At 46.1% G+C, this 14,702-nt stretch carries 5 protein-coding genes; all 5 read right to left on the reverse strand.

All coding sequences use genetic code 11. The features are described from left to right. Position 1: 1 nt before the first annotated feature. Entirely contained in the window at positions 2-2,173 is a 2,172-nt protein-coding gene (locus DQG23_RS32600) for an NAD-dependent epimerase/dehydratase family protein (RefSeq protein ID WP_113035222.1), read from the reverse strand. 288 nt (positions 2,174-2,461) lie between these two features. After that, positions 2,462-5,176 (reverse strand): right-handed parallel beta-helix repeat-containing protein, encoded by a 2,715-nt coding sequence (locus DQG23_RS32605; RefSeq protein WP_113035223.1) that lies wholly within the window; start codon positions 5,174-5,176, stop codon positions 2,462-2,464. Positions 5,177-5,423: 247 nt separating this feature from the next. Further along, positions 5,424-7,001, reverse strand: coding sequence for a DUF5050 domain-containing protein (locus tag DQG23_RS32610; RefSeq protein ID WP_113035224.1), 1,578 nt, complete (start codon positions 6,999-7,001; stop codon positions 5,424-5,426). A gap of 83 nt (positions 7,002-7,084) precedes the next feature. Then, positions 7,085-7,906, reverse strand: coding sequence for a class B sortase (srtB, locus tag DQG23_RS32615; RefSeq protein ID WP_113035225.1), 822 nt, complete (start codon positions 7,904-7,906; stop codon positions 7,085-7,087). A gap of 160 nt (positions 7,907-8,066) precedes the next feature. Continuing rightward, complete coding sequence (locus tag DQG23_RS32620) at positions 8,067-14,636, reverse strand: SpaA isopeptide-forming pilin-related protein (RefSeq protein ID WP_113035226.1); 6,570 nt, start codon at positions 14,634-14,636, stop codon at positions 8,067-8,069. Positions 14,637-14,702: the final 66 nt, after the last annotated feature.

Here is a 14,702-nt window from a genome sequence, read left to right on the forward strand (position 1 = left end):
TTTAAAGCTCCCCATTGACGATGTTTAGAGAAATGCCGCGGCTCGCAAATCGCTCCAGTACGCGGGCGGCATCGTCGTATCCCGTATTGGATAGAAGAATGACGGCCTTCTCTTGCTCATTCAGGCCGATATAATCCGTCTCGCGGAGCATGCCCGCTATTTGATCGGGGCGGCTTTCGATTCCTGCCTCGCCTTCTGCAGCACAAAGCATCAAAAACGGCGTATTATGGTGAGTTTTCGCCATTTTCTTACTCTCAAGGATGGAAGCGAAAGCTTCCTTACGCAAAATCGGCGTCCCCTTCACATAACGCTGGCTCTCCGTAGCTTCGATATAAGCGAAGGCCCGCGCTAAAGCGGAAGAAACGAGATCTGTCGTAACTTTAAAAAGGTTTTGATAATAAAGCGAAAACTTATTGAAAGCCATCCCGTCGATGGCAATAACCGCCTTAATCTCGCCGTTATAGAAGATTGGAGCGCACATGAGCGGAGCGTTGCTCGCCAAATCCTTGTTTACGAACACTTTCCCCTCGTTCAGAACCCAGCGCATGCAAGCGTCATCCTCAACCCTGATCGAGGCTTGTCCTTCATAGTCGTTGGAATGAGCAATCAAACGCATATAAGTCCGGTACGGGTTTACCGTGTAAATCGCGACCGATTGAACGGACATAATCGATTTCACAACATTGACCGTCGAGCTGAACACATTTTCCGGCTCCAGGCTTTCAAGCTCTTTCGTAACCGAATAAATTTTGCCGAAGCTGTCGCCGCTGTTCAAAATACGCAGCTGCAGCTCGTCTTTTACTTCCCGAACTTCCTTGTACATGCCGTTCAAGAAATCGTACTTCTCTTCCAGCTCATCCTTATTTCTCTCCGCTGCTTGAATTGCGCTGTTCTTTCTTTCAATCGCATAACCGACTACGAGACCGATAAACAAGTAAATCGCGATTTGGAAGAACACATTCGTATCGTAAAGCAGGGATACGAGTTCCCGGCCGTCCAGCAGCTTCTGATAAATAAACAGGCCGATCGACAAAACGACCGCCAAAATCGATTGTCTGTTTCCGTACATAATGCCGATAATTGTAATGTAAAAGAGCTTGATGTCGATAGCGCTATAGTCCGTATCCTGTGTAAACGTCAACCACGCCGTCAGGACAAAAGCCAGCAGATTCTCCGCATAAGGCATATATTTCTTGAACATTTGCCGATAAGGAGTGAGCTTCGCGGCGGATACCGCAGAAGTGGCACTCTCCATCTTCGCGCGGTTCAGCTCGAACCAAGCGTAGGTCCGCTGCAGCCCTTCTCCAATGCCGTACATCGGCGACCAATCGAGCTCGCGCTTCACCTTCTCATTATTTAAGACAGAACGGGAAATATCGCCATCCCGTCTGTCTGCGTAAGTAATATCTCTGACGCTCTGCATGGTGCCGATCGCTTCAATGACTTCATTGACGCTGCATTCCGTGTTCGTCGAAAGATTGTAAATACCAGACAAACGGGAATAAGAGGACCGGAATATGGCATCCGCGACATCCTCGACGTAAATAAAATCTCTCGTTTGATTGCCGTCGCCGTACACATAAAGCGTCTGACCCGAAAAGACCCGATCCATGAAAATAGAAATGACGCCGCCTTCGCCGGCGGAGCTTTGACGCGGTCCGTATACGTTCGAGAAGCGGAAGCAAATCGTCTCGAGGCCGTACAGCTCCTGCCACTTGCGGCAATACGATTCTCCGACCCATTTGCTGAGTCCGTATGGGGAAATCGGATCGCACGGCAACTCTTCCTTGAGCGGTATATGTTCGTTCGTCCCGTATACCGCAGCCGACGAAGCGAAAACAAACTTCTTTACCTTAAATTTCTGCGCCAAGTTAAGAATATTAACCAGCCCGAGCACGTTGGATTCCGAATCTAGTTGGGGGTTCATAATGGAGGTATTTACGCTGGCTTGCGCGGCAAGATGGACGACCGCTTCAAATTGATTGGCTCGAAATACCTCCTCACATTTGGCGTCCTCGACCGCCAACTCATATCCTTTATGCTTGAATGTAATATTTCCGCGGTTTCCAGTAGAAAGGTTGTCAATAATATAAACTTCATACCCTTCTTTATGAAACCGGTCGGCCACATGGGAGCCTATAAAGCCGTAACCCCCTGTAATAAGGACCTTCATACTTTCACCTCATCGAAACTCGAGTGTCTCATATTTTTTTCAACAAATTACAACATTTTGGATTAAAATATAACACTTGCTTCTGAACATTTTCTGAAACATCGATTTTATAAATGGGTCTTTCGACCTACCCTTAAAATGAACGCATGAGTATAAGTTAATGTTTACCATAAAACTAAAATACTGTTTTTTTATATGCGCAAAAAAACTCGACCGCTGTTTGCCAATGAAGTCCCCGAAGTGACTCACATTAGCGCATAGCGATCGAGTTTAAATCAATCGAAACTGTTATTGCTTTGCGGTTAAAGGGTATACAATCATTCCACCGCTTGCCGGCAATTGCGTTGCTGCGGAATCGTTCAGCATGACGCCGATGCCGATCGTATTCTTATCCGTTATACCCAGGTCTTTAAGCGGTATCGCGACTTCCGCCAGCGTTTCATTCAGCGCATATCCCGCGATAGATTTTAATGCGGCAAGCTTCTTCCAGGACCAATTGCTTCCTTTGCCCGTATACTGATACAGCGTGCCGTTCTCTACTAAATACTCCGCTCCGCCGGAATTCCACTTCGAAGGTTTATAGCCGCTGTCGTTGTTATTATCCGTGTTTATATAAATTTGCATTTTGGCATTCAGCATGCTTCCTTCAATCAGGAGGTACAAATAATCTTTATCGTTAGCGGCCTTCATCGTTTTGGGATTGGAGCCGCCGGAGCTCAACACAGGGATGCCATTCCATTCGGATCCGGAGCCATCGATCTTAAATACGGGAGCGGACGGTTCCGGCTGCGGCGTATTTGGCGGCGATACGGCATATTTCAGAAGGTCTCTGCCGGCAGGCAGCTTATGGTCCGCCGAATCCTTCCAAACGTATCCTACGCTGATCGCCCCGCCTTGCGGAATCCCTAAATCGGCAAGAGTCAGAGATACCTCGAGAACCGTATTGGTAAGCGCAAACTTATCGGTTCCTCTGTATACCTTGACCTCCGTCCACGACCAATCCGTTCCTCCCGTTCCGGTATACTTGTACAGGAAGCCGCTCTCCAGCAAATATTCGGCGCCGCTGTTGCTCCAGTACGGAGCCTTGAAGCCGGTGCCCGTATCGTTATCCGTGTTTATGAACAACTGACCCTTCTCCTCCAGCAGCATTCCCGTAACCAGAACATTCAGGCTGCCGCCTTCTGCAAGAGCCTTTATCGTCCGCACATTCGACTGGCCTTCGCCTAAATTCGGAATTTTGCTCCAGTCCGAAAAATCGCCGTCAATCTTAATCGTTCCACCGCCGGTTGCCGGAGTTGGCGTCGGACTTGGCGTCGCGCTCGGCGTCGGACTTGGCGTCGCGCTCGGCGTCGGGCTTGGCGTCGCACTCGGTGTCGAGCTTGGCGTCGAGCTTGGCGTCGAGCTCGGTGTCGGGCTTGGCGTCGCACTCGGTGTAGGGCTTGGCGTCGCACTTGGTGTCGGCTGCGTTCCCGCTTTAAACTCGTAAGCGCCCATATCTACCGCTTGGCCTTGAATCCTGGTAGCTCCGTCAAGATCGAACGTACCGCCCGCCATTGCACTCAAGCCTTTATTTATTGCCGGGGACCCGCTCTGCAAGTGAACATCGTACCCCGATAAATTGACGAACTTCGGATCTGCAAATATCGAGTTTTTGTCGAAGCCCGTAGCGGCTTTAAAGTCATTCCAAGTACGGTAAGAAGTATCGTTCCACACCCAGGAACTTCCGTTTTCCCCGTCGGGTCTGAAGTACAAATTGTAGTCGACCGTAACGTCGGAGCCGCTTGTGTTATATTTCTGCACGAACATTTTCTTAGTACGGCTGTACATGATGTTGTTGGCGATTTTGGCGTTCTGAACATGATACTGAAACGCGATTGCGCCGTAGCCTTTGTTCAAGACATCATTCTCTACGATCGTATTGTTGAAGATTTTGATATCGGTCGCTCCGCCGTTGGACGATCCCGATCCGCCCATAATGATGCCCGCCAAGTCATTATGGTAAATGTAGTTATTCCGGACCGTTATACCGCTTGCGCTCTTTCCTTGCTTCTCGCTTGCGATGCTGATGCCGTAATCGCTCGTAAATACGCGATTACGTTCGATCACGACATTGGCAGAACCGTCGGCATAAATACCTGCCGCCACATTGCTGCTGTACGACGGATTGATCGAAGTATCGATATTGTAAACCGTATTGCCCGCTACAACTCCGTTGCGCGCTTGATCCGTGCATGGGCTTGAACAGGCGCCGTAAAAGCCGGCGATATCGATTCCGATGTTATTATTGTCGTGAATGATATTGTTCTCGACAGCGAAGCCGTCGATATTGCCGCTTAACGTTACCGATTCGCTCGAGCCCGTTGCGAGATGATGAACTTCATTGCCGCTAACGCGGATATTGGTGAGCGGCGCGGATGAGGTTCCCAACACGTGTATACCATGTCCATTCCCGCTGCTGGAAGTATTCTCGATATGATGGACATTATTGTTTACTATATGGATTTCGGTTCCGCTTTGCAGTACTTTAATGCCGGAAGGAGATTGCGAACTGCTCGAAGTTTTTAAATTGCGAAGCTCGAATCCGTCCACGACGACATAACTGGCGTTCGTAATAGTGATCAGGGCGTTTTTCCCGCTTGCCATAGTAAGCTCCGAGCCGTCAATTACCGGCTTCTCGCCCGGATATGCCTGGAACGTGATATAACCGTTCGTTTTGGATCCTGATGTTTTTATCGAAACGAATTCTTTGTATATGCCTGATCTGACGAGAACCGTATCTCCCGCTACAAGCGTGTTTGCAGCTTTTTGGATCGTTTTCCAGGGTGATGCCAGTGTCCCGGGATTACTATCATTGCCATTCGGTGAAACATAGTAGGTTTGCCCGCCCGCCGCCGAAACGGTTAGTGCCGGCGGAAACAATTGAACCGCGACGATCATGGCGATCATCATAATTACAAAAGCCAACCTTACGTATTTGAAGCTTGCAGCATCAGTCTTTTTCATTAGGTTGACCCATCACTCCTTCTTCCAATTTTTAATCATTATATCAGATAAGTTTCGGCGGCACAGTGACCAACCACCCTATATTCTATTTATCGGGTATTATTCCCCTATATCTTTATAACTATTTTCGATAGCAACTAGGTATCGGCCTGTGCATCCCGCAACACGTCAAAAAAGCCTCCCGCATGTTCGACGAACACATGGGAAGCCAGCCGTATTTCTTCATGCCGCAAGACTAACTAGAGCCTTACTCCGTATCGATGTTTACCGTATACACATTGCTGCCGCCGCTCTCCGCATAAGTGAGCGTACCGTTTGCTACGGATGAATAAGCCGCATCGTCAGCCGATCGATAGACAGCTCTACTCTCTTTATCAAAAACAATCATACCATAAGGATTGCCGTTCTCTTTCGCGAAGGTGCCGACCAGATAGTCTTCCTCTTGCTTCAGCCCCGTCACCTTGCCGCCTGCATGCAAAGATGTATCAATACCGGCCGCATATAAAGCCTGGTCGGCAGCGCCGACGTAATACACCTTGCCGTTCAGCACTTGAATAGCAAAATCCTCGTTGACCGCTTCCGTCGTCGGCAGAAGCTCCTCCTTGCCCCCGGTCAAAGGCAAGCGATAAAGCTTCCCTTCGCTTGCAAAATACATGGTCTCCCCTTCAATAACGAAGGATTTCGCCTTTAGATCACTGACTCTTGCCGTCTCGCCGGTTTCGATATTTACCTTATGAATTCTGCTGACATCCGTATCACGGTCCATATGAAACGCCATTAAATAAACGTGATTATTTACAAGATACAGATCTTTGCTGGCTCCGCCGCCCGACGAAGCGTCCGTCTTCTCCCAATTCCATCCGTACAAATAAGCGGGATCGCCAATCGGCTTATATTCTTGACCGGCAGTTTTCATAGAAAGATTATTCGGTCCCGGCGGCACGCCTTGCCCGACCTTTAAAGTAATGTCGCCGAATGTTCTGAATGTCAAATACCCTCTCTCGGCTTCCTCGGCCGTTCCATCCTGCTTCAGCTTCACGTAATGATCGCTTCCCATAATCGCTCCGCCCTGATGGTAAACAAGCCATGCTTCACCGTCTTTAACGGATAGGCTGGAAGTAGCATATGCGTTTCCGTCACCATAGCTCCAAACAGGCAGCTGATAGACTTTGTTCGCCTGTTCGGGCCGGTCTGCGGGAGAGCGGTAAATCGCGCCTTCCGCTCCTTCATAGTAATAGTGGCCCCCTACCGCTACCAGATCGCCTCCTGTATAGGCGGAAAGATTGACTTTATGCAGCTGAGGATTGGTCGATTGAATGACAAGCCCGTTATCCGAATCAAAAAGGTACTCCCAACCGAAAGCTTCCACAGCAAATCTCCAAGTCAGCGGAAAATAGGTCACGTCTCTAAACACCAGCAGCGGATATTCTTCGCTAGCCTGATTGATAGCCTCGCCGTTCACCTTAATGTCGAAAGAAGGAATCGTTGCCGTGTACGTTTTGCCGTTTCGAGCATCACCGTTGTAATCTCTGTAGGCTGCGCCGATTCCCGTTTTATCGATTTCGAGTCCCGTATCGCCGCTCCATTTCGTTTCAATCCCCAAAAACCGGCTATCATAATACGTCATCGGAAAATAGGTAATGTCCTTGTATACAATCAACGGGTATTGCCGAAACGTATTGTCGATTGGCGTTCCGTTCAGCGACACCTTGAAGGTTGGCAGAGTCACCCTTGCCTCCTTGGATTGGGCAAAAGACACGTTCGGCACCACCATGGACAACAAAAGCAGGAAAACCATGAATGACAGGAACTTTTTCATTGTCATACGAACACCCCTTTCCGTCTCCTAATTGGTTAATGCAGTTATCTTAAATGATTAGCCGCCGCAAATCCATACATTCCAGATTATTACTGTACCCGTTTCGCATGAATTATGAATCTGGCATCAGTAATTTCATACGTGCAGGTTACCAGTGTAAGCAGTTGATCATCCGACGTGACTTTAACACCCGTATCATACCGAGACTTTGTCGTAATTTTTTCTAAATAGGCACTATACTGCTGCTCGTCTGCAAACTCATATTCAAAGAACTGATCCTTAGGAGAGTAAATATAAACGGAAAAGATTTGAAACTTCGTCGATCCCTCTAATCCGTCAAATGTGATCATTTGATGATCATGGTAATAGGCAGCGTTTTTGTATTTGGATAATTCGCCAAACATACTGCCATCCTTCATATGATGGCCATAAATCACAGTATGGCTATCTTCGTTCACATCCGTATTTCGATAATCCATAAATATCGAGCCGCGTGCAGAGGATTGTTTTTCAACATTATGATTAAGGTAATACTCGTTGTCGCCGGATTGCACTACGGGATAATCAATACCCGTATTCTCAATACGAATCCAGCCAACAATATCGGAATTGATTTCAAGCAATCGATCAAATCGCTCCCGATACTGTTGCTGCTTCAAGTGTTCCTCCGTTAATTCGCCCTGTCCTGCATGATTCTGCTCCTGCCGCTCCGGCTGTCCCTGCTGTGCTTTCTGAGCAGTCACATATTGCTGCTTCATACGATCATTCAGCTTGCCGCTTACATAACCGTCATAAAAGTATTGCGCCAACTGATAACCGCTGTACAAAAAAACGGCGATAAGAAAAAATAGCACGGCTCGCTTTATTGATTTCCCCATCATATCCCTCAATATGTTTCGTTCATTTGCCATTCTTCCTTCAAATTATAACCAAGGATAAACGGTTTCGCCATCCTTTAAGGACAGGCGCGTTTACCGGGAAATCGAACAATCAGCGGAGGATATACTTTCTGAGATTTTCAAAAAAGGAATGCGTACATTCCTGTTGGAATATACGCATTCTGTAATCAAGCTACTGTTTCTGAGTTCTTCTGCCAACCAACAGGAAAGCAAGGATAAGCAATCCGCTGCCAATAAACAGCCAAATCATTGTAGAGACAGAATCTCCCGTCTTAGGCAGCTCATTACTTTGATGCGCCCCGCTTACTTTGTCGCCTTTTTCATCAGTGCCATTATTCCCTTGGTTGTTGCTGCCTACCCCTAGAACCAAGCCGGAATTTTCCGACTGATCGGTACCTGTATCTGTGACTGTGCCTGTATCTGTACCGGCTTCTCCATTTGTATCATCTGAGTTTCCATCATTATCGTCTGATGAGCCATTCGCTTTTTTATTTACAATCGTATAGGCTTGAGCTTTGCCATCGACTGTAATTTTAATTTCTATTGCATCGTCGGATTTTTGATAAGACTCAGGCGCAGCCAGCTCTTTCAAGTTGTAAGAACCGTATGGAATATCTTTGAAGCTCGCGATTCCTTCGCTATTGCTTACTGCGGCTTTTACCAATTTGCCGTTTTCGTCATACAAGCCGAACTCCGCGCCCTGCAGCGGTTCGTTAAGCTCATTGACTTTAGTTACAACAATAGCGCCGCGAATAACGCGATTTTCCACTGTTCCGGCATTAAACGTTTGCACATCCTCGGTTACAGTTACCGGCAGCGTAACATTGGAAAGCATGTAGCCTTCAAGTGCTTCCATTTCTTTTACAACATATTTACCGGGACGAATATTAGTAAACGTTGCAACGCCATCGGCATTGGTTGTGCTTTTGGCTATCGGAGTTGTAAAGGTTGTATCTGTTGCTTTGTACAATGCAAATGTTACGCCGGCAAGTTTGGCACCCGTATCGTCCACTTTGCGAACACTTACGCTTGGCCAAGGAGCATCGCTGCTGCGTTCGTTGACAAACGTCAATTTCACATAGTTTTGATTGCGGTCAATCGCAGCCTTCGATACTTGATCGGATTTCACATAGTTTTTAGGTGCTTCCGCCTCTTTAACTGTGTACTCCCCCGCATACACCGGAGCAAAACGAGCAATGCCGGAATTGTTGCTTACCGCTTCCGCAACAAAATTGCCAAAGGCGTCATAAAGCGCAAATCTCGCGCCCGCAAGCGGAGCGTCCAATTCATTAACCTTTAGAATCTCGATTACGCCTTCAATAACGTCATCCGGAATCAATTGGTTTTCAAAGTTTCCAAGCTGATAGGTTTTGCCTTCTTCTCTGACGGAAACGGACAGTTTTTCTTTTGATCGATAGTAACCGCTAGGAGAAACAATTTCAACAATCGTATAATCTCCGTACTCTACATCTTCAAAACGAACGACACCGTTATGATCGGAAACCGCGGTTGCAATCTCCGTATTGAATGCTGTGTCGTCTGCCGCATATAATGCGAAGCTCGCTTTCATTAACGGTTGGCCCGTAAATTTAGCTACCTTCACAAATTCAACGTCGCCTCTAATGATCTGATTCGTTACATCCGGAATCGTTACTGTAGTATTATGCTTCTGTGCATTAATTTCTACAGTCGCAACATCGCCGGCTAATGGATTATAGCCGACAGGCGCTGTTTTCTCACGAATAACATACTCGCCTTCGCGTACATCGACAAACGTAACTTTGCCGTCGGTGCCGCTTGTTACCGTTTGAACAACGCCCCCGTTCGAATCCAGCAGTTCAAATTCCGCACCGGCCAGCGGCCGTCCCTTCTCACTTACTTTTACGAACTCCATATTCGCTTCTATAAGTGTATTGGCAACAGAATTAAGCGCGATCGTCTTGTTATGATCGTTTGCTGTAATCGTCACGTTGTAAATAACATCGTTATTAAGAAGATAGCCATACGGAGCTGAAATTTCTTTTATGGTATAGCTGCCTTCATCTACATGCGTAAAAGTTACTTTACCGTCCGATTGGCTTACTTGCGCTTGAACGAGCGCATTTTGACCGTTATACAGCCCGAACTTAGCGCCAGCTAACGGTTGGCTGTTCTCATTGGTTTTAACGAATTGAATACCGGATTGAATCCATTCGTTCGTTACATCAGCAAGCGTTATCGTCGTACCATGCTTCGCTTCAGTAATCGTTGCCGTTCCGACATCCCCAAGAAGCGGCAAATAACCAAACGGAGCTTTCGTCTCACGAACCGTATAGCTTCCTGCTAAAATGTTTTTGAATTCCACAATTCCATCTACATCGGATTCTGATGTCGCTACAGCTTGATTACCGCTGTTGTACAGCGTAAACTCGGCACCGGCTAGCTTACCGCCCGAATTGTCCAGCTTAACAAACTTAATGTTTGCCCGGATCAATTCATTAGAGACTGCAGAAGGATTCAATGTCTTTCCGTGATCCGTTACAGTGACCCCGACTTCATGAACAACGCCTGTAAGCGTACGATAACCATATGGCGCTTCTATTTCACGAATATCGTAATTGCCATAAGGGACATTCGCGAATAATACAACACCTGAATTATCGCTCGTTGCTGTGTCGATAGGCGTTGAACCTGCTGCCGCACCGCGAGAATACAAACCAAATTTTGCACCCGGCAGCGCCTGCCCCGTCTCGCCTACTTTTACGAACTTAATATTCGCTTCAATAAGTGTATTGACAACAGGATTCAGCGGGATCGTTTTGTTATGATCATTAGCTGTAACCGTCACGTTGTAAATGACGCCGGCAATCGGGAGATAGCCGTAAGGAGCTGAAATCTCTTTTAGCGTGTACGTCCCTTGACCGATATTAGTGAAGGTTACTTTACCGTCAGCTTGACTGATTTGAGACTGTACGAGCGTATCCGATCCGTCATATAGACCGAAAGTAGCTCCTGGCAGTGCCTGATTATTTTCATCTGCTTTCATAAAGGCAATAGAAGCTTGAATCCGTACATTCGTTACATCGCCAAGATCAATCGTCGTACCATGCTGCGCTTCTTCAATTTTAGCCGTTTTGACAACCCCGGAAAGCGGGACATAACCAAAAGGCGCAGCGGTTTCGACAATTGTATAATCTCCTGCTTGCACATTTTTAAATTCTACTATGCCGCCGGCTCCACTGGTTTCTTTTGCAACAAACTGATTTGCACTGTTATACAAGCTAAACTCTGCACCGGCAATTCCGGTACCCGTTCCGTTTTTCTTAACGAATTTAAGATTTGCTTTAATCTTTTCATTAGAAACCGCTGCATACTGCAATGTTTTCCCATGGTCCGTTGCAGTGACCTCAACAGCATGAACAACGCCTGTAAGGGTACGATACCCGAATGGAGCTTCCATTTCACGAATATCATACTGTCCGTAAGGCACGTTCGTAAACGAAACGATACCCGTGCTCGTACTCGTTGCCGTAGCTAATGGTGTAGAGCTTGCAGACGCGCCGCGAGCAAATAGTCCGAATTTTGCGCCTGCCAGCGATCCATTTGAATCATTTTGCTTCACAAACTGTACATTTGCTTTGATTTCTTGGTTCTTGAACGTTACTTCCACTGACTTCTGATTGGTTACAGAGTTCAATTTCACTTCAACCGCATCTTGTACAACGTCAACAGCCGTAGTAAGTGCCGCCGAATTGCCATCTACGCTTACGTTACCGCTCAGCAGATATCCTACCGGAGCCACTGCCTCTTTGATATAGTAAGATAGGTCAGATTTGATACGGTTAAATTCGAGCTGGCCGTTAACCGTCGTTTTTTCTTGAACCTTGTTACCGAACCGGTCATAGAGAGCAAAAGTTGCACCGGATAATTTCTTGCTCGTATTCTCTAAGTCAACTTTATTGACGACAAATTTACCCAGATTGCCATATCCTACGCTACCCGCTTCAAGAAACGTGACTTGTCGCGAATCGTTTGATTGATAGGCATTTTCGATGCTAACCGGCGTGCCCGATTTGGAACCGTACAAACTAATGCCGTTAGAGAATTGAGCTCCCGAAGAAACACTCTCCGTAACGTACGTACGGAAAGAAAGCTTGTACGCAGTCGTAATCGAATCTCCCGGGAAGTTAAGTCTAAATTCTCTCGTTGTCGCATCGTATTTAATGTGCGTGCCGTCCAGAGTAATATTTCTGCCGGCTCCTAATCCGTCGTTTCCATCAGCCGGAATGGAATTAGGTACTTCGATCGCTCGATCGTATGCAAGTAGAGCAACGCTTGTTGTATCCAGCTCCAAACCTGCTTGCAGATTATCGATCAGCCAAAACTTATCTACAGCTAGCAGCTGATTAAGATTAACCGCATTAGAGTTCAGATACACAACCCAATCAATATACTTATTGCCATACGCTGTTGGGATACCTTTTTTGCTTACGATGCGGTTTTTAATTTCTTGCGTTGCTTCCGATTTATTTGTCTTTGTTGATTCGTTATGAGTTAACGTCGCTTCATTTTTTACGTTGAAATTTCCGTTAATAAGCGCGTTTCCTTGTGAAGTAAACTTGGATTCATCTATGATTTCTGTTTCAATTTCTATCGTATATTTTTCCGTAATATTCGAAGTGAACTTGAAAGTTACTTCATCATAGCCTGATGGACCTGATCCCTGGGTCGTTATGATGCCGCTAACAGGATTACCGTTACGGTCAAAAACTTTTGTCTTATTCGGCAAAAACTTTAGCCCGGCAGGAATGGCATCATGAATACTTACATTCGCAAGCGGAATGGCATTATATAAACTAGGATCAATTGCCGCTGAATTACTGCTTGGCGTTGTTGCACCGTTCTCATTTACAGTAAATTTCCATTTAATAATACGAGCAGCAAGATCGTACCCGGCTTGTTCCTTTTTGAAGACATTGCTTGAGTACGATTGCGTTCCTGTAGAGTTAACGGTAATAGACCCGCTTTTAAACGTAGCGGTATTCGAAAACTGTCCGCTTTGGTTAGCTGTAATAAGCTCAGTACTTACCGGCTTCGTATCAAATGTAATGGTGTATTTAGAACTTATCGTCGAATTGAAGATGTAGCTCAAAGTTTTGGTTGCAGCATTATAACTAAACGCGCCGCCGCCGGAATAAACGTTACCTTGGTCGTCTACAATTTTGGCGGACCCCTCAATAAACTTTTGATCAGCTGGAATGGTATCCGTAATCGTCGGGGCGGCTAAATTGATTTTTTCATTATTGATACTGATAGACCATGAAATAACGCCATTAGATCGATTGTATCCAGCTCCGGATTTCACGAATAAACTGCTTCCGACACCTACATTTCCTTGCTTTGCCACTCCTGTACCTGTAAGTCCTGTCCAAGTAAGCACAGCGTTGTTATTGAAGTTATAAGAACCATTTTTTTGGAAATAACTTGGGGCAATCTCCGTCTCATAGGTAATCATAACCTCATCGGTAATATTACCAAGATTAAAAGTAATATCTGATCCGCTCACGACTGGAGTAACACCGGATGCGCCTGTAACGGTTTGGGACCCCGCTATAAATGTTAGTCCGGCAGGCAGCGTATCCTTGATTACAGCATTGTCGAACTTCAATTTATCGGAATTAACGACAATCGTCCATTTCATGTTTTTCGTGTTATTAGCTGTAGTCGGGCTGAGATAATTTCCAGACTTACTTAAAATATTTAGCGGGATAGGAACCGTTTTCGGTTGATCTGCATTTGTTGTTTTACCATCGCCATGCTTAAGAGCCGCGTCGTTTATAACGCTAATCGATGTTTTACCTTCTTCTAACGCTGCAAGCAAAGCATCTTCCGTTAAGGACGTAACGAATGTAATCTCTTGTTTCGTCGTAATGTCACCTAGTGAAAGATTTAGCGTACCGTTCTGGAAGGATACATCGGCTGCAGGAGCAGCAACATTATTCACTTTAATGGATGTCTGATCCAAGCTTTGGCTTGACGAGATAACATCAACCAATACCGCATTTTTAACGCTAACGTTTTCTTTATTTATAGTGATTTTCCATTCAATGCTGGTTCCGCTTGTTATTGTGCCGTCTTTTTGAACAGTAACCGGGTCCGGCTCAGGAATAGGATCCGCTTTGAACGTTAGCTTCAACGTTTCTTGCGGTATGCCGAAAGCAATTTCCGTTTCGCTGCCATCCGTCTTGATTTTACTCTGGTCAAAACCGCCGGCTATGAAGAATGCTCCCCCTACATTGGAAAGCGTCTCTACGCTGTCTGTAAAAACAAGCCTGATTTTATTGCCTGCAATCAGATAGGCTTCCGCAACAGGAGTATTATCTTCGTCGATCATCAACGTAGTAAAATGTAACTCCGTGCTTCCTGAGACTTGTGGAAGAGCAATTGCTGGAGGTACATCTAATAGAATGTAGTCCCCTTCGAGGATCGAATGCACATTGGGAACCATAAAATTATATAGCAGCCAAAAATCCGTCGTTTTCTCGATATTCGTTTTGCCTATTAACGTATTACCAATCGTTGATCCTGTCTTCTCTTTAATATCAACGCCCGTAATAAAATCGGAAGCCACTTGATTGGTTACGTCGTTGCCGGAGGCTGCATATGTAGCCGGCACTGCTGAAATAGAACTGACCTGTAAAGCGACGATGAGTAAACAAATCCATATGATCCTTACATATTTCCGTATTATGATCTCTCTCACTCTGCTTTCTCCTTATAACATTTGTAATTCATTTCCATTCTTTATTCATTCCCTATTCCCTCGCTG

It is taken from the genome of Paenibacillus contaminans (assembly GCF_003285015.1).
Classification (GTDB): domain Bacteria; phylum Bacillota; class Bacilli; order Paenibacillales; family NBRC-103111; genus Paenibacillus_V; species Paenibacillus_V contaminans.

Bases quoted from the DNA above. Each gene is read 5' to 3' on its own strand.
- DQG23_RS32600 (WP_113035222.1), bottom strand. From the start codon at position 2,173: ATGAAGGTCCTTATTACAGGGGGTTACGGCTTTATAGGCTCCCATGTG.
- DQG23_RS32605 (WP_113035223.1), bottom strand. From the start codon at position 5,176: ATGAAAAAGACTGATGCTGCAAGCTTCAAATACGTAAGGTTGGCTTTT.
- DQG23_RS32610 (WP_113035224.1), bottom strand. From the start codon at position 7,001: ATGACAATGAAAAAGTTCCTGTCATTCATGGTTTTCCTGCTTTTGTTG.
- srtB (WP_113035225.1), bottom strand. From the start codon at position 7,906: ATGGCAAATGAACGAAACATATTGAGGGATATGATGGGGAAATCAATA.